The organism is Thiogranum sp. (assembly GCF_058323355.1).
Genome location: NZ_JBTTIO010000036.1, coordinates 23,407 through 44,343, shown reverse-complemented (window position 1 = coordinate 44,343; position 20,937 = coordinate 23,407). Strand labels below are relative to the sequence as shown.

The window sequence follows — 20,937 nt, the reverse complement described above, 5'->3', positions numbered from 1 at the left end:
AGGTTCCTTTCACTTGACGTAAATCAAGAAGTTAATAAAACACTAATATTATTATGTACCAGCCTGGTGGGCCTGCAGGGGAGCATATTCAGGGCCACGAATCACCAGAAAACATAATTATTCATTTATTTTTAACTGCTTAGAGGAAAGGAACATGAACACCAACATAAAGATTTTCAATGCCGGGCTGATACTGGTTTCCGCCATGCTGAGCGCTCAGGCGGGTGCTGCTGATGCCGGTGACCGTCTGTACAGCGCAGTACCCCCCGAGATCGAGGCGCTGAGCAATCCCTATGTTTTTGAAGACAAGGTGGTACTCAAGCAGGGTAAAAAGCTATATCGCAAAAACTGCAGTACCTGTCACGGTACGCGCGGCAACGGCAAGGGACCGATCGGCAATTCACTGGAGCCCAAACCGACCAGTTTCCTGCATGTGTCCTACACGACACAGCATCCTGACCAGCACTTTTTCTGGGCCGTTCGCGAAGGCAGCCCGGGCACCGCGATGCCAGCTTTCAAGAACCAGTTGAAAGACGATGAGATCTGGAAAATTATCGCCTATCTGCGCTACCTGCCCGTCAAGTACGCCTCCAGGGTTACCAGGAACTAGAGCACTGACCATTACACCGGCACGCCCGCCCGGGCGTGCCGGTGTATCAGCAATACCCGCATTGATAAAGTATATTTGTGGCAGGTCGATACAGTGTCTGGACAGCTCGCAGGGTTGCGTTTTTGTTCCGGAACTACACGTTTACTCAACAGGTTAGGGCTGTCTGGTATAACGATGTACTCCGAAATGGATAAACGGCACAGTGCAGTCAGGTGACCGCGGGACATGGAGTAAGATGAAAATGCAGCTCATTCAGAATCTTAAAGTACGTTCCAGACTCATGGTGTTGGTGGTTCTGTCGATCCTGGCGCTGCTGGCTGTCACACTCACTTCCGTAAGCATATTCAAGCGCATTGATGCAGGCGTGGGCCGGGTCTACGATGACCACGTGGTGCCTCTCAAGTTACTTAAAAGTATTTCTGACGATTATGCTGTCAGTATTATCGATGCGATCAACAAGGCACACACAGATTTGATCTACCCGGATGAGGCGTTGACCAGTCTGCGTGATGCCCGCCGTCGAATAAAAGAAAACTGGAGCAGCTATCGAGGCAGGGAAATGGTCGGCCATGAAGAAGAACTGGCCACGACAATTGAAAAGGCCTTCGTTGCAGCAGACCAATACCTCAGTATGGTAGAGGAGACGCTGGTCGCAATGGGCGAAGACAACAACGGTGAACTTGGCCAGTACAACGGGCCACTCTATATGGTTGTAGATCCGGTTAGTGAGGCTGTTTCCGCGCTTTCCCAGTTTCACCAGGACGAAGCGCTGAAGGAGCGTCAGCTTGCCGGTAAGTTATACGCTGATGTAAGCAAATGGTTTGTCGGTGCGGGTGTCGCAGTTATTCTGCTGGTTTCGGTGCTGGGATACCTGTTCTCTGCTTCCATCTCGTCACCGGTTAACAGGTTGAGAAAAACACTGGAAACCATTGAGCGCGACTCCGACGTTTCATTACGCGTCGACCTGGACAGCAAGGATGAAGTGGGTCAGGCGGCTGTTGCACTGAACAAGATGCTGACAAAGTTTGAAGCCATTCTGTCCGAGGTGAACAGTTCTACGCTTCAACTGGGAAGTGCTTCCAGTCAAATGTCGGCCCTTGCCGAACAGGGTAATGAAGGGGTGCACTTGCAACTACGTGAAACAGAGCAGGTAGCAACAGCCATTAATGAAATGACGGCAACAGTGCAGGAAGTCGCAAGGAATGCCGCGCAGGCGGCTGAAGCTGCGGCGACAGCCAACCAGGAAGCGCGGGAGGGTGAGGGTATTGTTGATAAAACGACGAATACGATCACCAGTCTGGCGGGTGAAGTGGAAGCCGCCGCACAGGTTATTCATCAGCTGGAAGTGGACAGTGAGAGTATCGGAACGGTCCTTGACGTGATACGTGGCATTGCCGAACAGACCAACCTGCTGGCATTGAATGCAGCTATCGAAGCGGCGCGTGCCGGTGAGCAAGGTCGTGGTTTTGCCGTGGTCGCCGATGAAGTGCGTACCCTGGCCAGCCGAACCCAGCAGTCGACACTTGAGATACAGAGCATGATAGAGCGTGTGCAGTCGGGTGCGGTCAAGGCTGTGCAGGTCATGGAGCAGGGCCGTACACAGGCACAGGCCAGTGTCGAGCAGGCTGCAGCAGCCGGCCAGTCACTCAAGGCCATCACACAGGCCGTCAATACGATCAACGATATGAATACCCAGATTGCCAGTGCCGCTGAGGAACAAAGCGCGGTAGCCGAAGAGATAAACCGTAATATCAGTACGATCAGTCAGATTGGTGATCAAACGGCCCAGGGTGTCGGGCAGACCGCCGCCGCCAGTGAAAATCTCGCGCAACTGTCAACACAACTGCAGTCGCTGGTGGGTCAGTTCAAGATGTAGAGTGCCCCCGGGTTTAGCTCGCAATACTATGCTTGTGCGGTGCCAGCATAAGAATCAGCGACTGTGCATGCTCCGCGGCTTCCCTGCCCAGGTCCGTCAGATACCCCCCGTCTTTCTGGGTCACCAGACCTTTCTCGTACAGACGCTGCACGGCTGCGATTTTCTCCGCTGCCGCGGATGAGTGGATCTTGATACCCTGGTCGCTGCTGCGGAGACTGTAATACATCAATATATTGAGTTCAGCGGTTTCTTCTTCGGTGTAGTGCATGGTTTTTTACCTTTTCGCTTCCGGGTCTTTCCTGTCAACCGCGCCGTTTACACAAGGCCTTGTGGTACCCGCTGCTGCGGCTGCCGGGCAGAGGCCAGAAAGAACGCTGAATCATTATACATCAGAACCCGGGAAGGCCCTATAAAACAAGGCTATATTACTCGATTATGGTGGGGTCATCGCCGAGGAGGGGTTCCAGAACGGGCTTAAGGCCATTTCGAATAGCCTGTTCTGGCCGAAAAGCGACAGTACGGCATAGCCTTTCTCCGGGTCGCCGTCCCCGGCGTGGTCCTGAAGTTCGCACTGATCGAGATCGACAGGGTGTTATTCTGTCTTGTAATCCGGAACTTCAACCTCAAATGCGCTGAATTCAATCCTGTCCAGATGACCGTCTTCATTTTTATCGGCCTGCTGGTAGTAATGGAACACGCGATGCTTGCCCCTGGCCTCATACAGGCTGATATGGCCGTCCTGATTTTGATCCAGGTTGTCAAAACGCATTTCAGATTTGTCGGAGTCTTCTGCGGCCAATGCAGTCATGGCAGACAGGCAGGTAATCACAACCACTATAAACGTATGCTTGATCATGTCGGGATCCTCTTCTCTTATTTGAGTCTAGACGAACTCATCCGGTGTTCAATTCAACCCTTATGAACTGGCTGGGAACTCCCGCTGGCTGGAGTGGCGCCAGGGCTTTCCGCGAAAAGACGACCTGGTCGAAGCCTGGTTTGACCGGGCGGACCAGACTGTGCCTAGAGCGCATCAACCGTACTGTGCAGTGGTTCCGCGAAGCAGCCTGCCTGGATACCACCGGGATTCAGCGTATCCCCGGTGAGTTGCAGCGAATCAATGACGCGCAACAGCTCGTCGAAGTTACGGCCAGAACTTCGCGGTCAGTTTGCCCATGGCCGCTCCGGCGGGAATCACCAGCAGGGTCAGGATCAGCGATAAATACACAGCCGGCATGGCACTGGCGTGAGCGGTGTGGATGATCTGGGCGCCAAAGCGGGCGACAAGATCGGCAAGCAGCAGGGCGACACCTGCACCGATCAATGGACAGCACTTTAGAATCCCGGTGAAGGTTCCATACACGAGGTAGGGCATTATTCCCGGCATCAAAAAAGCGCCGGAAAGCCGGTATGCTCCGGTTGGCTGTGGAGCCAGTGCTGTTAGCGTTGCCAGAATACAGCCCGCTGTCACGATCCAGTAGGCCACAGGCGTTGCGATTGCCCTTTTGCTGCTCATCTTCACGGCCTTGTCACCCATCTTGTCCAGGTATAGACAGTATTATCTATATGGCATGCTCGGGAGCTGCACCTTAAGCTCGCTTGAGGGCGAGCGTCAGCCCGTCAGCGATCGGTACAAGGCTGATGTGTACCCGGGTGTCGGTATGTAAAGCTTCATTGAATGCCCGGATGGCCCGGGTATCTGTGTCCTGGCAGGATGCATCAATCACGCTTCCCGACCATAGTGTGTTGTCGATTGCAATCAATCCGCCGGGCCGCAGCAGTTCGAGCACCTGCTCGTAGTAGGCAAGATAGTTTCCCTTGTCCGCGTCAATAAAGGCGAAATCGAATGTGCCCGTGTCACCGGCCTGTATCAATTGATCCAGTGTTTCCAGTGCGGGGGCGAGCCGCAGGTCGATCTTGCCGATGACGTCTGCTTCACGCCAGTAGCGCTGTGCCACGCTCGTCCAGGGTTCACTGATATCGCAGGCCACCAGTCTGCCATCATCAGGCAGTGCCCTTGCGACACACAATGCGCTGTAGCCTGTATAGACTCCGATCTCAAGAGCTTTGCGCGCGGCCATCAGCTGTACAAGCAATGCCATGAACTGCCCCTGTTCCGGTGCTATCTGCATCATCGCCATGGAGTCCTTCGCGGTCTCCTCGCGCAGACGCCGTAATAGCGGGTCGTCGCGGAGAGACACGGACAGTACGTAGTCATATAGCGCATCGGGCAGGGTGAATGTTTTATTGGACATATGCTGTTCTCAGGATGCCTGGATCTTTCCACAGGCACGGTTGGCGGGCACGGCCATGTCAAGCAGCCTGGGATCGGGATGCTTCAGGTTGTTCATCATTTCCACATACTCATCCCGGGACGTTACCTGGAGTCCTGGGTTATAGCGTTTTTCCTCGTAGATACTGCTCACTGTCATACCGTTATACGGGATACGTTCTCCACCACGGGGTCGATAATGAGCGCCTCACCGCCACGTCGTTGCGCGATCAGGTAAGTGTATGAAAAAGACTCATAATCTAACATCTGTCTGAAGATCATTGTCTGCCCCATCGCCTCATCATCGATTTCTCCCTCCGGCATCCCGGTTGCCGGATAGGTTAATTAATAGCACAGTCTATAGTTACAGGTGCAGGGCTGTGCGAAGTCAGGTAGTGGGATAGAACCTGTTTTACTGTGGTTTTTGCGAGGAAGCCTGTCCGGTGGATGCCATTGTCGAAACGCGTATTTTCGAGTACCACTTCAAAGAGTGGCGCGAGCTTATTTGCGTCTCATAATTGTTATGACACGCCGGTTTCAGGTAGACGGAGGTCTGGCAACGATGTCGGAGCGCTATCGCATTGAGTATGACTCCCAGGGTGAGCTGCGCGTTCCGGCGCAGGCCTTGTACGGCGCGCAGACGCAGCGTGCGGTGGAGAATTTCCAGATCAGCGAGTTGCGCATGCCAGGGTTGTTTATTCGTGCGCTGGGCATGATCAAGTCCGCTGCAGCCCGGGTCAATGCAGGTCTGGGCCTGCTGGACACCGGTATGGCCGGGGCCATCAGCACGGCCGCGGACGAAATCGCCACCGGCCAGCATGACGAGCAGTTTCCTGTGGACGTGTTCCAGACCGGGTCGGGCACCAGCACCAACATGAATGCCAACGAGGTCATCGCACGCCTGGCCTCGGTACGTTCGGGTCTGGCCGTGCACCCCAATGACCACGTCAACCTGGGTCAGAGCTCCAACGACGTCATCCCGGGCGCCATCCATGTCAGCGCGTGCCTCGACCTGCACAACGATCTGTTACCGGCCCTGGAACAGTTACGTGCCACGCTCGCCAGCCGTGCTGCGGAGCTGTCCGGCGTTGTAAAGACCGGGCGTACGCATTTGATGGATGCGCTGCCGGTACGGTTGGACCAGGAAATGGGTGCATGGCGCACTCAGATAGAAAAGGGCATGCAACGCATTACTTCGGGCATGCAGCACCTGCGTCAGCTTCCCCTCGGTGGCACCGCGGTCGGCACCGGCGTCAATGCACACCCCGATTTCGGACAGCGTGTCGCCGCACTGCTGTCGCGCGAGACCGGGATCGACTTCGTTATCAATGCAGACCTGTTTGAAGGCATCGCCACGCAGGATGCCGCCGTGGCGATGAGCGGTCACCTGAAGACACTGGCGGTAAGCCTGATGAAGATCAGCAATGATTTGCGCTGGATGAACTCCGGGCCGCTTGCCGGGCTGGGCGAGATTACACTGCCGGTGCTGCAGCCCGGCAGCAGCATCATGCCGGGCAAGGTGAACCCGGTGATACCGGAGGCCGTGGCCATGGTGTGTGCCCGGGTGATCGGTAATGACATGGCAATCACCGTCGCAGGGCAGTCCGGTAATTTCCAGCTGAACACGATGTTGCCGCTGGTGGCCCATGAACTGTTGCAGAGTATCAAACTGTTGGCCGGCGCGGTGCGTGCGCTGGATGAAAAGGCAATCCGTGGCTTCTCCGTCAACCATGAACAGCTGGCCCGCGCATTAATGGGTAACCCGGTGCTGGTGACGGCTTTGAATCCTGTTGTCGGATACGAGCAAAGTGCCGCCATAGCCCGTCGCGCCTGGACAGAGGGGCGACCCGTGCTCGATGTGGCCGGGGAGATGACCGACATCAGCCGCGCAGAACTTGAATCACTGCTCGATCCCGCTCGCCTGACAGGGAAACAGGAAAAGTAACCGTGCATCACCGGAATTTGAACTAGACTTCAGGCAGATGTCCCTGTTTCCTGCAATAACAACGCCGGTAGCGGGGACAGCCATCGGACAGAACCGGAGATACTGGATATGTCGGAAAATGCTGAAACACTGACACTTGCACCCACCAGGCACGACAAACTCGGCGTCATTCACTGTGGGGTCACCCGTGAAGGTTTCATCGCTGTCGGTGGTGATCCATGCAATATTGATGATGGTGAGGAGATACTGTTTGAACGCGTTGGTATCAAGGCCCGGCGTCAGGGCAGCGAGTACACGTTTACACGGGTAACGCCGACAAGCTGAACGGAAAACACCCTGCGGCGCGTTCTTGCAGCCGAAGTCAAGGATGCATGACGTATGCGGACTGGCACATTCCGTTGTCACGCTGGGTGTGCGGTGTTATTTTGCGCGGTGACGAAGGTATGATGACGCCATGATCAGGCCAACTCACCCGCATGCCTTGTGACACGGCGACCGATTGACCCGAATGTGGCCCGCCGGGTCATCCTGTTTGGCAGTGAAGGCGGTTATTCCCGCCCGGTGTTCGAACGCCTGCTGTCAAGCGGTGTACAGGTTGATGCTGTCGTTCTACCCGCACCAGACCGTACCCCTATCGACACCCGGTTTCCTGTCAGTGTGGAAACACCGGTACAGTCTACCGGTTTGCCAGGCATGGCAGCTGCACACGACATACCGCTCTACCGGCCACAGACACTTGATGACCCGCAGCTGATCCGGAAGCTCGGCACACGGGCCCCGGAGTTTGGTCTGATTGCCTGTTTTCCTCTAAAGCTGCCGGCGGCACTGCGAGGCGTACCGCGCCTGGCGTGCTGGAATCTGCATCCGTCGCTGTTACCGGCCTACCGCGGTCCCGCACCGCTTTACTGGCAACTGCGTCTGCAGGAAACTCGCACCGGCCTGACCCTGCACGAAGTCACTGACAGGGTTGATGCCGGCAATATTGTTGCACAACAGAGACTGCCACTGCCTGACAAGCGCGGCAACGCCGAGCTCGACGCCTGGGTGGCCGAATTCGGTGTGAAGCTCTTTATCCAGAGCATGGCCGATTGCCTGCATGATCGACTGGCATCGATACCGCAGGACGAGGCCCGGGCCAGTTATCACCCCCGGCCCGATCAGCATGAATAACTTGACCTATGCGCGCCTTGAATCTACGAAGAGACCGGGATCTGTGGCACGCCATCGATTCCCATCATAAAGGTCCCGCCGTTGGAAAAAACGGGTTGATAACGCTGGACAGAACCAGGATAGAGATGAAATCATCGGCATACCTGCAATCCTGGTAACAGGATAAACATCACCCTGTCCGCGCAACACCATATGACCACTATTGGGTTGATTATCGCGAGGTGGGTCACCTCTGAGCAGCGCCATCAAGTCCCGATTTTCAAACAGATTGAGCTGCAATCAGTACGGTTGGCCGTTGGGTATGCCGGTTGTCAGGGAGCTGGAACAGGGCCTTTGGGAAATCGACCCAGGTTCTGGGAATGCGTGTAAAAATTGAGCTGGATACGGCCTGAACGGGCATAGTCACCGTTTCAGAATGAATAAGAATAAACGCAGAGAGGCCGTTGGTAACCTGGAGGTGGTGTACACAGAGGTGGACGTGTCTGAAGGCGTCGTATATTTTTGCGGTCTCGTTTTCCATTTGTTTCACTCAGACGCTCATCAAAAATGATTAAGTTGTTGCTTTGTCATTGAATAATTGGCCTAACAGTCACAATATTTTCATTCAATGACGCGCCAACGATGCCTGATTTATCTAATACTGCTATATTTTCCAGCATTAGTAGTACTATGAATGAGGTTGGTAATATATTGTTATTTTCTGAATTCCCGGCTTTGAGCGGAGCATTTGAAGCAACGGGAAACCTGTATATCGGTAACTATTCATCGCTTCAGCCTGTTCCGTTGCCTGCCTCAGCAGTACTGTTTCTCTCTGGTTTAGTTATGCTCGGTAGCGGAACGGCCGTTAACGAATACATCCAGCAGACTGACAAAAGTGGCTGATGCGGGCGTTATGTGCTAAATCGCATTTTTTAAGCGCAGGTGCTTATGAAATGCATGGAAGTTTTTATCAGAATGAAGTAGTGGCAGGCTATACTCAATACAGAAGGTTGCGATAATCGAGTCAATCGTTTTTCTGACGGTAACGCCTTTCTTTCTTAGCAGCCTGAAATTATCGGCGCTTTTTACAGCGATGCTGGTATTGAGCATGTTGAATACGGTAAGTGATGCAAGTAGTTTCTTTGCGGTTTTGTAGTCCTTGTCATTTCTGAAGCCCTGCAAAACCTCAGCAAGAATCAAATCTCCGGTGGCAATAGGCTCAATGCCAAGCAATGAATCAAGTTTGTCAGACTCAGGTGTCGAGATGCCGTTGAAGTAATCAACCCAGACACTGGAATCGACGAAGATCATCTGTTGAGTCTCATGCTATCAAGATCGCCCTCCCATTTGAGCTTGCCCTTAAATTTCTTGATGGCTTGCTGTTTGTTTAGTTTAATCAGTGCCTTGAGGCCAAGCTCAACTGCCTCACGCTTGGTTTTGGCGCCGGTGAGTTTAAGTGCATCAGCCATGAGTTTGTCATCGATAACAATATTGGTGCGCATAATCACTCCGAATGTGTATAATCTAATGCATATGTACACATTAGAGCATATCTGGAGGGTCGGTTTCAAGCGCCCATGTAGCGTACATACCCCCTCATCAATCTGTACCTTCGAGATTGTGCAGTACATGCCGTGACTTGAAGATAAAGTGGGCGTAAAACGTAACAAATGCGAAGAGTCCACCTGGAGTCGAAATGTAAAAGTATGTTCATCAGCGTTCTTGATCTTTTGAAAATCGGAGTGGGTCCGTCAAGCTCTCATACCATGGGGCCTATGCTGGCTGCTCGGGAATTTTTGCACCTTGTCAGGAACTATTGCCTGACGCACAAGGTTCCCGCGGGCATCGTTATTCGGTGCACGCTAAAAGGTTCTTTATCCGCAACAGGAAAAGGCCATGCAACGGATCGTGCTGTAGTGCTGGGTCTGAATGATTACTTGCCTGGGGATGTGGCAAATGTGGATCTGGATACGCTCGTTGATCAGGTCTGGAAAAACACCTCCATTGATATCGATGGCACACACAGCGCCTTATTCTCTGCAAGCAAAGACATTATTTTTGATACCGGTAAACCTTTGCCGGAACATCCAAATGGTATGATTTTTGAGTTGCTTGATGGCAATGAAGAAGCGCTGCTCTCCGAAACGTACTTCTCCATCGGTGGCGGGTTCATAAGCACATTATCTGAAATCAGCCAGTTAGTCGCACCGCTTGAAATGAAAGCCGTTGACGACTTTCCTTATGGGTTTGATACGGTGCAATCGATGCTGGCCATGTCAGATCGCAGTGGTTTATCCATTGCAGAAATGAAGAGACGAAATGAGACTGTTTTTATCTCCGGGCAAACCCTGGATGAGGGGCTGGATTTAATCTGGCAGGCGATGAGGCAATGTATAGAAAGGGGGTTGGACACGGAAGGCACGTTGCCTGGAGGGCTGGACATACAGCGACGCGCGAAAGGATTACACCAGCAACTCAAGGAGCAGCCGGATCGGGCAGATGTTAACGATTGGTTGTGTGCCTATGCCATGGCTGTCAATGAGGAAAATGCGGCCGGGCATATGGTTGTTACTGCGCCTACAAACGGTGCGGCGGGTGTGATACCCGCTGTTTTGTACTATTTGGAGATCCATCAAGGTGGAACGACTCGGCAAGTGAGAGATTTTTTGTTAACGGCCAGTGCTATCGGCGGTCTTATTAAACATCTCAGCTCAATTTCCGGGGCGGAAGTGGGGTGTCAGGGAGAAGTAGGGTCTGCCGCCTCCATGGCCGCGGCCGGGTTATGTGCTGTTCGGGGAGGCACCCCCCAACAGATCGAACATGCGGCTGAAATTGCTCTCGAACACCACCTGGGTATGACGTGTGACCCTGTGAACGGTCTTGTTCAGGTGCCCTGTATCGAGCGCAACGGTTTTGGTGCAATCAAGGCATATACTGCCGCCTCTCTTGCTATGCACGGGACGGGCGAACACTTTATGTCGCTGGATAAATGCATTGCTGCAATGAAACAAACGGGTGAGGAAATGTCTGAAAAGTTCAAGGAAACGTCCCTGGGCGGGCTGGCTGTTACGATTACAGAATGCTGATGACAAGGGGTTTTTTACCACTTTTTTTACGCCCCGTTTCCCGGTATCGTAGCCGCTCGAATTTCCAGTGCAGGGTAGACGATGTCGATTAAATCCGATCGGTGGATTCGCCGCATGGCGGAGCAGGAAGGCATGATTGAACCGTTCGTGTCGGGGCAGGTGCGCGAGCATGAGGGTGTGGGCCGGGTAATTTCCTATGGCACATCGAGTTACGGCTACGATATCCGCTGTGCCGACGAGTTCAAGATCTTCACCAACATCAATTCCGCCGTGGTTGATCCCAAGAACTTCGACGACAACAGTTTCGTCAATGTGCAGTCCGATGTGTGCATTATCCCGCCCAATTCCTTTGCGCTGGCACGTACGGTGGAGTATTTCCGCATCCCGCGCGATGTGTTGACCATTTGCCTGGGCAAGTCCACCTATGCGCGTTGCGGGATTATCGTCAATGTCACGCCGCTGGAACCGGAGTGGGAAGGCCACGTGACGCTGGAGTTTTCCAACACCACGCCGTTGCCGGCGAAGATCTATGCGAACGAAGGTGTGGCGCAGGTGCTGTTCCTGGGCGCGGACGAGGTCTGTGAGACGTCTTACCGGGATCGCGGCGGCAAGTACCAGGGACAGACCGGGGTGACGCTGCCCAGGGCCTGAAGCGCGCTGTACTAGTCGGCGGCGTCCTGCGCCGGCTGCGGGTTGAAATCAACTTTCTGCAGCAGGATTTCCACTTTGATACCGGCTTTTTTCTGCTTCAGGAAGCGTACCGGGAAGTAATCCAGTGCCGGTGCGCCCCATACCAGGCTTTTGTCTTTTTTGTCGTCCCTGCGCTCGGCACGGATGGTTTCGTAGTTCCCGAACGGCAGCTCGATGTTTTCCCGGCCGGTGACTTCAAACACATAACGTTTGATACGTCCACGCGTGGCGACGGGGTATTCCAGCCGGGTCTTGCCGTCGCGCAGGTCGAACAGCATGGCCATCTGCATCACCAGGCTGTCCAGCGTGCCTTCCGGCATTTCAATGTTCCAGTGTTTGCCGGCGCCGCGGTTTTCGACGCGTAGTTTTTCCCAGTCGAACAGCAGGTGGGCGTTATCATCGTCATCGCCGTGCTTGCGTTCCGAGCGGAATTCCAGCGGCTGGATGCGGCCATCCACGTAGCGCCAGCGGCTGCTCTGGGTGGAGGTGTCCGATCCCAGCAGGGCGGCGACTCCGGTTGATTTTGAGCGTTGCCGGTATACGTATTCGTCAGCGCCTTTATGCACCAGGGAGAAGGTGGCTTCGCCAACCTTGATGCCATTGACGCGCACGAGGTATTTCGCAACAAACTCGGGGTAGGGTTCTTCTGCACCGGCGGCGGCAGGTTGGGTGGACAGTGAGATGATGATCGCCAGGATGAGCGCAGTAAAGCAGCGCAGCAGCGGGCTCAATCCTGATGTATCCGGGTGTCGTGTCACTGCGCCTCCAGTTGTTTCGGTGTTTCCAGTCGTTTGCCGTCGAGGTGCACGCCGTCGTTTTCCAGCGTGACACGGCCTTCTGCAATCCACTGTATGACAGTAACGTAGAGACGGTGTTCCTGTTCCAGAACGCGTTGCGCGAGGGTGTCGGCATTGTCATCCGGCTGTACCGGTACACGCAGCTGGGCAATCACCGGGCCGCCATCGAGTTCTTCAGTGACAAAGTGGACGCTGGCGCCGTGTTCCCGGTGGCCGGCCTGGAGCGCTCGCCGGTGCGTGTCGAGGCCACGAAAGTCTGGCAACAGGGAAGGGTGGATATTGATCAGGCGCCCGGCATAGTGACGCACGAACGCAGGCGACAGGATGCGCATGAACCCGGCCAGTACCACCAGCCCGGGGTTGAACAGGTCGATCATGCCCTGCAACGCGTGATCGTAGGCTTCACGGTCGGGGTAATCCGCGGCATCCAGCGCGATGGTGTCGATAGTGCGCTCGCGGGCATAGTCGAGGCCGGGCGCGTCGGCACGGTTGCTGATGACAGCGCTGACCACGGCGGACAGTTTACCGGCGTCAATGGCATCCAGGATGGCTTTCAGGTTGGAGCCGCGGCCCGAGATCAGCACCACCAGCTTCAACGGGGCTGTCGCATCAGTCATTCAGTTCGACGCGCGCCTCGCCCTTGCCGGCTTCCACGCTGCCCAGTCGCCAGGCACTTTCGCCCTGCGCGTTCAGCAGCGCGAGGGCCTTGTCGCACTCGGCTTCCGGTACGCAGATCACCATGCCGACGCCACAGTTGAGGGTGCGGTACATCTCGAAACGCTCCACGTTGCCCTGTTCCTGCAACCAGCGGAACACGGCCGGCCACTGCCAGCTGGTGGTGTCGATGCGGGCGACGGTGTTTTCCGGCAACATGCGTGGCAGGTTCTCCGGCAGGCCGCCACCGGTGACGTGGCACAGACTGTGAACGTCGACCTGTTCCAGTAGCGCCAGCAGTGACCTGACGTAAATTCGCGTGGGTTCCAGCAGCCAGTCGATCAGCGGTTTGCCATCCAGCGGCATGTCGAAACCGCTGTCGGTGACGTCGAGGATTTTGCGGATCAGCGAATAGCCGTTGGAATGCGGGCCGGAGGAGGCCAGCGCAATCAGCGCATCGCCGGCCTGTACCGACTGGCCATCGATGACCTTGTCCTTTTCCACAATGCCGACACAGAAGCCGGCCAGGTCGTAATCCTCGGCCTTGTACATGCCGGGCATTTCAGCGGTCTCGCCGCCGATCAGCGCGGCGCCTGCCAGTTCGCAACCGCGGCCGATGCCCGTTACCACATCGGCGGCAGTGTCCACGTCCAGCTTGCCGGTGGCATAGTAGTCGAGGAAGAACAGCGGCTCGGCGCCCTGCACGATAATATCGTTGACGCACATGGCCACCAGGTCGATGCCGATGGTGTCGTGTTTGCCGCTGTCGATGGCCAGCTTCAGCTTGGTGCCGACGCCGTCGGTGCCGGATACCAGCAGTGGCTGGCGGTAGCGGTCCAGCGGCAGTTCAAACAGGGCACCGAAACCCCCGATGCCGGACACCACGCCGGGACGGCGGGTTTTAGCAACGACGGGCTTGATGCGTTCGACGAGTGAATTGCCGGCGTCGATATCGACACCGGCGTCACGGTAACTGATCGACGAACCGGAAGATGAGGAATTCTGGCCGGACACAGCGGACTCCAAACGGGAAAAGCGCCATGGTACTAGGAAACCGTGGCCGGTGAAATGCACCCGGCGGTTGGGTGCCGGGTGCTGAGACCTGTTATCGACCTATGGTAAGGTACGGACTCGATATTTTCGGGGACAGTAATGAGAGGAACGATTCTGCGTCGCGTGCTGTTGTGTGGTCTGTGCCTGCTGGCCTTTGGGCAGGGAGCGCTGGCGACGCGCCTGGATACGCTGTTCCAGGCTGATGCGCCGGCCAGCGGACGCGACGCGGAAGCGCGCAAGGCGGCGCTGGAGCAGGCACTGGCCACGGTGCTGGTACGCATCACCGGGGACGCCGCTATTACTGACAACGCGGCGGCTCGCGCGTTACTGCATAACCCCGGGCGTTTCGTGGCGCAGTATCGTTTCAATGAAATGCCTCCGGCTGCACCGGATGAAGCGCCGCAGTTGCGTTTGTGGGCGCAATTCGACGAAGTGGCGTTGACGCGCGAGTTGCGCAAGCTGGGCCTGCCCTACTGGGGCCGTGACCGGCCGGATGTGCTGGTGTGGCTGGCTGTGGATGACAATGGCCGGCGTTTCCTGTTGTCTGATGCCAGCCAGAATCCGCTCGTCGACGCGCTGCGCGAAGCGGCACAGCACAGCGGTCTGCCGGCCAGCCTGCCGTTGCTCGACCTTCAGGACCAGCGTGCGGTGAGTTTTTCCGACCTGTGGGGCGGGTTCCTGGGCCCGGTGCAGAAAGCCTCGGAGCGCTATCGTCCGCAGGTGGTGTTAATCGGCCGTGTGCGCCGCTCGTCCAATGGCTGGAGCGGTCAGTGGTCGTTGCTGGGTGCAGGCGCCAGCCAGAACTGGACGCTACATGCAGACAGTGCCGAGGATATTGTGTTCAGGGGCTTGTCGGAGGCGGCCGGTCTGCTGGCCAGCCAGTATGCCGTAGTGGCCAGCAATGACCAGGGCAGTCGTGTTGTGACGGTGCAGGGCATTAACCGGCTGGATGACTATGCACGGGTGCAGAAGTACCTGGCCTCACTGAGCCCCGTCGAGCAGGTGCAGGTAGCGATGGTGCAAGGCGATGAAGTCCGGTTTTCCCTGCAACTGAACACCGATGAACAAAGTCTCGTGAGACTGATCCGGCTGGGCCGGGTGCTGCAGCCGGTTGCGACCGAAGTCGATGCGCCCTGGCAGTTCCGGTTGATTCAATAATCCTGTCAGTATGCAAGCACGCGATATCCCCAACCTGATTACCTTCGGCCGCATTGTGCTGGTGCTGCCGGTGACCTGGGCGTTGCTGGAAGAACGATACCTGCTGGCACTGGTGCTGTTTTTTGTTGCCGGGTTTTCCGATGCGCTGGACGGTTTTCTCGCCAAGCACTATCACTGGACCAGTCGGCTGGGTGCACTGCTTGACCCGCTGGCCGACAAGGCGTTGCTGATTTCCTGTTATGCCGCCCTGACCTGGAACGGTTTACTGCCTGTCTGGTTGCTGGCGCTGGTGGTATCGCGTGATATCGTGATCGTGGCCGGGGCCGTGATATATAACTATCACGTGGAACGGCTCGAGGCGCAGCCCACCCTGATCAGCAAGCTCAATACCGTTTTGCAGATCGTGCTGGTGTTGCTGGTGCTGTTTCACCAGGCAACCGGTTACGGTGACAGCCAGTGGATTAGCTGGCTGGTGTATGCCGTTACCGTCAGTATTATCTGGAGCGGACTCGACTATGTGATTACCTGGGGCCGCCGGGCACGGGAACATTCATGAGTCATCAGCTGGCGCTGGAGCTGCAACTGCGTGCTTCGGCGCGTTTTTCCAGTTATGTGGCCGGACCCAATGCCGAACTGGTACGCCAGCTGTGCCGTTGCGCCACGGGTGAGGGCGAAGCTTTTGTGTTGTGCTGGGGTCCATCCGGTTCGGGCAAGACACACCTGTTGCAGGCCTGTTGTCACACGGCCACAGAACACGGTCGCAGCGTGGCCTATCTTTCCCTGAACGATGTCGATGTTATGCCGCCCGCAGTACTGGAAGGCTGGGAACAGTTCGACCTGGTCTGTCTGGATGATATTGAGCAGATCGCCGGCCGGGCAGACTGGGAAGAAGCGGTATTTCACCTCTATAACCGTGTGCGTGAACGGGGCGGCCGGTTGCTGGTCAGCGCGCTGTGCGCACCGGCGCAACTGGATATCGGCCTGGCGGACCTTGTGTCGCGGCTTGGCTGGGGCGTGGTATACCCGATTCATGCGCTGGATGACGATCAGCGCCGCGAGGCCATGCAGTTGCGTGCCAGGCAGAAAGGTTGCGAATTGCCGGATGAAACGGCCGTTTACCTGTTGCGCCGCCTGCCGCGTGAGTTGCCGGCCCTGTTCGACACACTGGACCGGCTCGATGAAGCGTCGCTTGTGGCGCGCCGCAAACTTACGGTTCCCTTCGTTAAATCAGTGCTCAATAATTTGAATAATTTGGGGTCAGAGTAAAAACTTGCGCTTGGCGAAAGTTTTTACTCTGACCCCAAATTATGACCCCAAATATGGGTTTTGTTTTGGTGAGGTGGCGCGTATCCAGGCGATACCGGCCACCAGCCAGCAGGTCGAGAGGATGATTTCCGCCAGCGCACCCCAGCGGGCCACGGGTTCGCTCCAGGCCTCGATGACACCGTGGGTGAAATAGAATAGCGACAGGAACAGGCTCCAGGCGATGGTATAGCGGCGCGCATGCAGCATGCCGCGCAGTGCGAAGAATAGCGGCAGCGCCAGTAGCGCAATCGCTACGGGTGGAATCAGCAGGCCGGGCGGCTTGAACCAGCCGATCCACACCGGCAGCAGTGCCATGATGCCGAAGTAGCCGAACAGGGTCAGTGCGTAATAGAGTCGTGCCCTTGAACTCACGGCGCTTCGAGCTTTCGCGCTGTTTCGGCGAGGCGTTTGCCCATCGCGAGGCACAGGCGTTGTTCTGCATCCGTCAGCGGGTTCTTGCTGTCGGTGCCCGCCAGGTGACTGGCGCCATAGGGTGTGCCGCCGGCATCGGTGTGCAACAGGTCGGTTTCACTGTAGGGGATGCCGGTGATCAGCATGCCGTGGTGCAGCAACGGCAGCATCATCGACAGCAGGGTGGTTTCCTGCCCGCCGTGCAGCGATGAGGTGGAAGTGAATACAGCCGCCGGTTTGCCGGACAGTTCGCCGCCCAGCCACAGGCTGCCGGTGGAATCGATAAAGTATTTCAACGGTGCGGCCATATTGCCAAAGCGGGTGGGGCTGCCGAGTGCCAGCCCGCTGCAGTCGCGCAGTTCGTCGAGGCTGGCATAGGGCGCGCCTTGCCCGGGAATACTGTCTTCAACGGCTTCGCACACGGTCGATACGGCCGGCACCGTGCGCACCACGGCCTGCATGCCGTCGATTTCTTCCACGCCACGGGCGATGAGTTGCGCCATTTTCTCTGTGGCGCCGTAGCGACTGTAATAAAGCACCAGAATGTTGCTCATGGTCAGAGGATCTCCAGTACGGTTTCCGGGGGACGCCCGATGGCGGCCCTGCCGTCCTTGATGACGATGGGGCGCTGGATCACTTTCGGGTACTGGACCATCAGGGCAATCAGTTGCGCGCGGGTCAGCTGCGGGTTGTCCATGCCCTGTTCGCGGTATTCGTTTTCATTGCTGCGCATGAGTTCGCGTGGCTCAAGGTTGAGCAGTGTCAGGATATGATCGAGCTGAGCGGCGTCCGGCGGTGTTTTCAGATATTCCACCACGTCGGCGTCGATCCCTTTTCCCTGCAGTAATTCGAGTGTCTGGCGTGACTTGCTGCAGCGTGGATTGTGATAAATGGTAACGTCGGTCATCGTGTCGGACTCCTTGCAGATCGCGGCCGTATTCTGCGTGATCGAGCCGATCCAGTACAGAGCTTTCTTGACCCGGTCATAGCGCAGTGCTAGCGTGTTGACCCTATTGATATAGCACCCATTGCGAATGTTTGACCATCAACTTAAAACAGCAGGTTTACGCACACCCGGTACCCGGTTTCTCACCCTGTTGCTGATCACTGCGTGGCTGTTTGTCGGGGTGGGGTGCAAGACGGCGCCCGTGCAGGAAATGAGCGAGGCACGCCAGGCCATTGATGCCGCGCGTGCAGCAGGTGCGGAACGGTTTGCGAACACGGAACTGGAGCGGGCGCTGACGTCCCTGAAGACAGCCGAGCAGATGCTCAATGACCGCCGGTTTCGTGACGCCCGGCGCAGTGCGCGCCAGGCACGCGACGAGGCTATCCAGGCGCGCCAGGCCGCGCAGGACGCCAGCGCCGAGTAAGCTGGACCAGGATAACGTCAGGGAGGGAATTTTTCCCGGCCTGATACGTCCTTTCGGGTTAATGCGGGGGTATAGTATGGCCCGTCTGGATTGCTTGACACCCGGTTCATACGGGTGGTAGCTTCACAAAAACGCCGAAAGACGAAAAAAGTCTCAAGGATCAACCACTAGCGGAGTAACTTTCATGAAAAGAATTCTTAACGGCAAAGCACTGATTCCTGTCGTTCTCGCCCTGGGTCTGGTTGCAGGTTGTGCCACTACGCCCAAGGAGGAACCCGCGCCGAAAGGACCAAGTGCAGAAGTCACGCAGGCAATCAATAGCGCCAAGTCCGCTATTGCCAGTGCCAAGTCCGTGAAATGGATCTGGCGTGATACCGAAAAATTTCTCAAGAAGGCTGAAGCTGCTGCGGCAAAAGGTGACGAGGCGACAGCTATCAAACTCGCCAACAAGGCACGCAGCCAGGCCGAGCTGGCAGTCAACCAGTATTACCTGGAAGCCGCCAAGGTGCTGTACGCCGAGGCAGGAAATGCCAGTGGCCTGACAGCCGGGCAGAAGAGCACGCTGAATGCGGCCGGTGCCGCCATTGGCAACGGTGAGGGACGCAAGGCTTACGATCTGCTCAATCCGCTGGTGACAGAGCTGCGTGCAGCTTCCATCAAGGTTGAAGTGGTGCGTGGTGACAGCCTGTGGTCAATCTCCGGCAAGTCTGATGTGTACAACAACCCCTACCAGTGGCCGTTGATCTACAAGGCCAACCGTGACCAGATCAAGGATGCAGACCTGATCTACCCCGGCCAGATGCTGACGGTGGACCGCAACCCGACAGCGGCTGAAGTCGAAGCTGCCGTGGACCATGCGCGTAACCGCGGTGCCTGGTCGATCGGTGTGGTGGAAGAGAGTGATCGCAACTACCTGGGGGGTTCGCTCGAACTCAGGTAAGCCGTACTGCCCGTATCGGCAGGTCAGGTAAAAGGCCCTTCGGGGCCTTTTTTGTCAGTCAGAAAGCGTGTAGATGAAGCGTTCGTAACCCGGTTCGGATTCCAGTTGCTCGATGCAGCGCGCCGCATGCGGACCGCGTTTGTCGTGCAGTGTGAACGCCATGCCCGCCTGTAACTGGTCGCAGTGGGTCGTCAGGGTGAGGATGCGGTCTGAACCGCGTTTCTGCATGGCGGCGATGGCCGGTCTGTAGTCACCGCCGAGACCGGTTTCGTCAGGCAGCCGGATAATCACCGGCTGCGGGTCACGACTCAGGTATTGCAGTCCCATTTCGAAGCCGTTACCGGTATCAGCTTCGACCAGCCAGCGGCAGGCGGCGAGTACCCACCTGGCCTGTGTACGGGTCCCCGGACGACGCAGGGCGACCAGTTGACCCACCCTGGGATAAGGCCGCTGATTGCCCTGGTAGCGGACCGCCACGCCGCCATCGCCACGGTTCAGGCTGGTGCAGGTGAATGCCGGCGCGAGTGGGTTGGCGCCGGCTTCGGGGGCTGCATGTTCACTGATGTTGATGACATCCTGTTCGCCGGGGTTGATAAACAGCGATGGATCAAAACAGCGTCCCTGGTTGATCATGCAATACGCACTGTCCAGTCCATTGACCAGTTCAATACGTGCATGCGCGTCTTCGCGGTTATTCTGACGGTCCGGCCTGGCTTCCCAGAGGGCGTGCAACTGGCGGAAGGTGTGCAGCAGGGTGGAGGCAGGGATGTCTGACGGCAGGCCGACGGCCTGTGCCTGCCGGTATTGAGCCAGCTTGTCGATATCGCCGGCGAGTTGCTGAACCAGTTCTTCCACTTGCAGCACCAGCGTGGTTTCACGCAGGCCATTGCCTGGACGCCAGGTTTCCATGAGCGGGTAGCCGGGGTGCTCGCCGTTGTTATCCGGGTTGATGTCAATGGAACTCAAGGCCATGTGGTGACGGAAATAGCGGTCGAGTGCTGCGACCATGCCGGTGGGCAGGTGATAGGGGTCGGTTTGTCGCAGCAGCGCGGTCAGGCGGAAACATTCATCCAGCTGTAGATTGCCTGCGCCGGGCAGTTCGCCGCGGTAACTGGCGCGATCGTTTTCCACTGCAAAGCGGAACAGTGCCAGGCACTCGCTCCACAGTGCGCGCGGCGCACGCTGGTAGTGGCTGTAGTAATGGGCCAGTTGCAGTCCCAGGGTGTAGATGGCGCCGAGCAGCGCCTGGGGCAGCTGGCGCGCTTCAATAAAGCCGGCTTTCTTGTTGACCAGGTCGTCGACAATAATCTTGTAACCGAAACAGATGTCCTGGCACAGGCGTTTCAACAGCGCGCTGATGAGGTCATTGTGGCTGATCTTGGTCGGCAGGGCGGAGCTGAGTCGGTGCCAGGCATTCAGGAAGTCGCCCAGCGTCTCGACACGTGCGGTGACGGCCATGGGCTGGCGATTCATGATGCGCAACTGCTGGCTGGCGATACTGGCCGCGCGTTGCAGGTCCAGGTAGGGAAGGTTGTCCAGCCACTCGCGCACCTCGCGCGGTTTGATGTGGATAGAGGCTCCCGTTCTGTCCTGCGCCGGTATTGTGAGTTGCAGTGTTTGCACG

At 56.8% G+C, this 20,937-nt stretch carries 28 protein-coding genes and 1 pseudogene; 14 read left to right on the top strand and 15 right to left on the bottom strand.

The genetic code is table 11. From position 1 onward, the window contains the following. Positions 1 to 154 precede the first annotated feature (154 nt). On the top strand, positions 155 to 610 hold the full coding sequence (locus ACW81B_RS05850; protein WP_491579282.1) for a c-type cytochrome: 456 nt from the start codon (positions 155 to 157) through the stop codon (positions 608 to 610). A 241-nt stretch (positions 611 to 851) separates the two neighbouring features. Beyond that, positions 852 to 2,486 carry a methyl-accepting chemotaxis protein gene (locus tag ACW81B_RS05845; RefSeq protein WP_491579281.1) on the top strand — a complete coding sequence of 545 codons (1,635 nt, stop codon included), beginning with the start codon at positions 852 to 854 and terminating at the stop codon, positions 2,484 to 2,486. A gap of 13 nt (positions 2,487 to 2,499) precedes the next feature. Here the strand turns inward: ACW81B_RS05845 and ACW81B_RS05840 are convergent, their stop codons facing one another. From ACW81B_RS05840 to ACW81B_RS05815, 6 genes are all read right to left on the bottom strand, one after another. Then, a complete protein-coding gene (locus ACW81B_RS05840) occupies positions 2,500 to 2,754 on the bottom strand; it encodes a TIGR02647 family protein (RefSeq protein WP_491579280.1) in 255 nt (84 codons plus the stop codon). A gap of 324 nt (positions 2,755 to 3,078) precedes the next feature. Further along, positions 3,079 to 3,342 carry an EF-hand domain-containing protein gene (locus ACW81B_RS05835; RefSeq protein WP_491579279.1) on the bottom strand — a complete coding sequence of 88 codons (264 nt, stop codon included), beginning with the start codon at positions 3,340 to 3,342 and terminating at the stop codon, positions 3,079 to 3,081. A gap of 285 nt (positions 3,343 to 3,627) precedes the next feature. After that, positions 3,628 to 3,999 (bottom strand): hypothetical protein, encoded by a 372-nt coding sequence (locus tag ACW81B_RS05830; protein ID WP_491579278.1) that lies wholly within the window; start codon positions 3,997 to 3,999, stop codon positions 3,628 to 3,630. Positions 4,000 to 4,072: 73 nt separating this feature from the next. Continuing rightward, positions 4,073 to 4,738: a class I SAM-dependent methyltransferase gene (locus ACW81B_RS05825; protein WP_491579277.1), complete on the bottom strand. Its 666-nt coding sequence runs from the start codon at positions 4,736 to 4,738 to the stop codon at positions 4,073 to 4,075. 9 nt (positions 4,739 to 4,747) lie between these two features. After that, a complete protein-coding gene (locus tag ACW81B_RS05820) occupies positions 4,748 to 4,909 on the bottom strand; it encodes a hypothetical protein (RefSeq protein WP_491579276.1) in 162 nt (53 codons plus the stop codon). A gap of 2 nt (positions 4,910 to 4,911) precedes the next feature. After that, positions 4,912 to 5,079 carry a hypothetical protein gene (locus ACW81B_RS05815; protein ID WP_491579275.1) on the bottom strand — a complete coding sequence of 56 codons (168 nt, stop codon included), beginning with the start codon at positions 5,077 to 5,079 and terminating at the stop codon, positions 4,912 to 4,914. Positions 5,080 to 5,168: 89 nt separating this feature from the next. On the opposite strand from ACW81B_RS05815, the pseudogene ACW81B_RS05810 reads away from it, so the two are divergent. The 5 genes and pseudogenes from ACW81B_RS05810 to ACW81B_RS05790 form a co-directional block, all read left to right on the top strand. Continuing rightward, positions 5,169 to 5,261: pseudogene (locus ACW81B_RS05810) on the top strand (4Fe-4S binding protein); the annotation flags it as partial. Between the two features lie 56 nt (positions 5,262 to 5,317). After that, a complete protein-coding gene (locus tag ACW81B_RS05805) occupies positions 5,318 to 6,700 on the top strand; it encodes a class II fumarate hydratase (protein WP_491579274.1) in 1,383 nt (460 codons plus the stop codon). 108 nt (positions 6,701 to 6,808) lie between these two features. Further along, positions 6,809 to 7,024 (top strand): hypothetical protein, encoded by a 216-nt coding sequence (locus ACW81B_RS05800; protein WP_491579273.1) that lies wholly within the window; start codon positions 6,809 to 6,811, stop codon positions 7,022 to 7,024. A 159-nt stretch (positions 7,025 to 7,183) separates the two neighbouring features. Beyond that, a complete protein-coding gene (locus tag ACW81B_RS05795; RefSeq protein ID WP_491579272.1) occupies positions 7,184 to 7,870 on the top strand; it encodes a methionyl-tRNA formyltransferase in 687 nt (228 codons plus the stop codon). A 621-nt stretch (positions 7,871 to 8,491) separates the two neighbouring features. Next, the gene (locus ACW81B_RS05790; RefSeq protein WP_491579271.1) at positions 8,492 to 8,752 is read left to right on the top strand and encodes a hypothetical protein; all 261 of its coding nucleotides are present in this window, start codon (positions 8,492 to 8,494) and stop codon (positions 8,750 to 8,752) included. Between the two features lie 15 nt (positions 8,753 to 8,767). On the opposite strand, the gene vapC is transcribed toward ACW81B_RS05790, so the two are convergent. Beyond that, positions 8,768 to 9,160, bottom strand: a complete 393-nt coding sequence (gene vapC, locus ACW81B_RS05785) for a type II toxin-antitoxin system VapC family toxin (protein WP_491579270.1) — start codon at positions 9,158 to 9,160, stop codon at positions 8,768 to 8,770. Continuing rightward, positions 9,157 to 9,351 (bottom strand): type II toxin-antitoxin system VapB family antitoxin, encoded by a 195-nt coding sequence (locus ACW81B_RS05780; RefSeq protein ID WP_491579269.1) that lies wholly within the window; start codon positions 9,349 to 9,351, stop codon positions 9,157 to 9,159. The genes vapC and ACW81B_RS05780 overlap by 4 nt, the downstream gene beginning before the upstream one ends. Before the next feature lie 204 nt (positions 9,352 to 9,555). Here ACW81B_RS05780 and ACW81B_RS05775 point away from each other — a divergent pair, with 204 nt between their 5' ends. Next, on the top strand, positions 9,556 to 10,935 hold the full coding sequence (locus ACW81B_RS05775) for an L-serine ammonia-lyase (RefSeq protein WP_491579268.1): 1,380 nt from the start codon (positions 9,556 to 9,558) through the stop codon (positions 10,933 to 10,935). Between the two features lie 81 nt (positions 10,936 to 11,016). After that, positions 11,017 to 11,586 (top strand): dCTP deaminase, encoded by a 570-nt coding sequence (gene dcd / locus ACW81B_RS05770; protein ID WP_491579267.1) that lies wholly within the window; start codon positions 11,017 to 11,019, stop codon positions 11,584 to 11,586. Between the two features lie 11 nt (positions 11,587 to 11,597). Here dcd and ACW81B_RS05765 read toward each other — a convergent pair whose 3' ends face one another. From ACW81B_RS05765 to purM, 3 genes are read right to left on the bottom strand one after another with little or no spacing between them, the layout of a single operon-like run. Next, positions 11,598 to 12,356: a DUF3108 domain-containing protein gene (locus tag ACW81B_RS05765; RefSeq protein ID WP_491579266.1), complete on the bottom strand. Its 759-nt coding sequence runs from the start codon at positions 12,354 to 12,356 to the stop codon at positions 11,598 to 11,600. A 23-nt stretch (positions 12,357 to 12,379) separates the two neighbouring features. After that, on the bottom strand, positions 12,380 to 13,039 hold the full coding sequence (gene purN, locus ACW81B_RS05760; protein ID WP_491579265.1) for a phosphoribosylglycinamide formyltransferase: 660 nt from the start codon (positions 13,037 to 13,039) through the stop codon (positions 12,380 to 12,382). After that, the gene (gene purM / locus ACW81B_RS05755; protein WP_491579264.1) at positions 13,032 to 14,090 is read right to left on the bottom strand and encodes a phosphoribosylformylglycinamidine cyclo-ligase; all 1,059 of its coding nucleotides are present in this window, start codon (positions 14,088 to 14,090) and stop codon (positions 13,032 to 13,034) included. The genes purN and purM overlap by 8 nt, the downstream gene beginning before the upstream one ends. A 138-nt stretch (positions 14,091 to 14,228) precedes the next feature. Here purM and ACW81B_RS05750 point away from each other — a divergent pair, with 138 nt between their 5' ends. The 3 genes from ACW81B_RS05750 to hda are packed head-to-tail and all read left to right on the top strand — an operon-like array spanning position 14,229 to position 16,553. Beyond that, positions 14,229 to 15,287 (top strand): DUF2066 domain-containing protein, encoded by a 1,059-nt coding sequence (locus ACW81B_RS05750; protein WP_491579263.1) that lies wholly within the window; start codon positions 14,229 to 14,231, stop codon positions 15,285 to 15,287. A gap of 10 nt (positions 15,288 to 15,297) precedes the next feature. Further along, positions 15,298 to 15,843, top strand: coding sequence for a CDP-alcohol phosphatidyltransferase family protein (locus tag ACW81B_RS05745; RefSeq protein WP_491579262.1), 546 nt, complete (start codon positions 15,298 to 15,300; stop codon positions 15,841 to 15,843). Further along, entirely contained in the window at positions 15,840 to 16,553 is a 714-nt protein-coding gene (gene hda, locus ACW81B_RS05740) for a DnaA regulatory inactivator Hda (protein WP_491579261.1), read from the top strand. Before ACW81B_RS05745 ends, hda begins: the two co-directional genes overlap by 4 nt. Before the next feature lie 39 nt (positions 16,554 to 16,592). Here the strand turns inward: hda and ACW81B_RS05735 are convergent, their stop codons facing one another. From ACW81B_RS05735 to arsC, 3 genes are read right to left on the bottom strand one after another with little or no spacing between them, the layout of a single operon-like run. Beyond that, entirely contained in the window at positions 16,593 to 16,964 is a 372-nt protein-coding gene (locus ACW81B_RS05735) for a DUF2069 domain-containing protein (RefSeq protein WP_491579260.1), read from the bottom strand. Continuing rightward, positions 16,961 to 17,557 carry an NAD(P)H:quinone oxidoreductase gene (gene wrbA, locus ACW81B_RS05730; protein ID WP_491579259.1) on the bottom strand — a complete coding sequence of 199 codons (597 nt, stop codon included), beginning with the start codon at positions 17,555 to 17,557 and terminating at the stop codon, positions 16,961 to 16,963. The genes ACW81B_RS05735 and wrbA overlap by 4 nt, the downstream gene beginning before the upstream one ends. 2 nt (positions 17,558 to 17,559) lie before the next feature. After that, on the bottom strand, positions 17,560 to 17,910 hold the full coding sequence (arsC, locus tag ACW81B_RS05725) for an arsenate reductase (glutaredoxin) (protein WP_491579258.1): 351 nt from the start codon (positions 17,908 to 17,910) through the stop codon (positions 17,560 to 17,562). 127 nt (positions 17,911 to 18,037) lie between these two features. Between arsC and ACW81B_RS05720 the strand changes: the two genes are divergently transcribed. Beyond that, positions 18,038 to 18,373 (top strand): DUF4398 domain-containing protein, encoded by a 336-nt coding sequence (locus ACW81B_RS05720; protein WP_491579257.1) that lies wholly within the window; start codon positions 18,038 to 18,040, stop codon positions 18,371 to 18,373. Between the two features lie 184 nt (positions 18,374 to 18,557). Continuing rightward, positions 18,558 to 19,313 (top strand): LysM peptidoglycan-binding domain-containing protein, encoded by a 756-nt coding sequence (locus tag ACW81B_RS05715; RefSeq protein WP_491579256.1) that lies wholly within the window; start codon positions 18,558 to 18,560, stop codon positions 19,311 to 19,313. A gap of 54 nt (positions 19,314 to 19,367) precedes the next feature. Here the strand turns inward: ACW81B_RS05715 and ACW81B_RS05710 are convergent, their stop codons facing one another. Further along, positions 19,368 to 20,936, bottom strand: coding sequence for a cyclic-di-GMP receptor FimW-related protein (locus ACW81B_RS05710; protein WP_491579255.1), 1,569 nt, complete (start codon positions 20,934 to 20,936; stop codon positions 19,368 to 19,370). Between the last annotated feature and the right edge of the window lies 1 nt (position 20,937).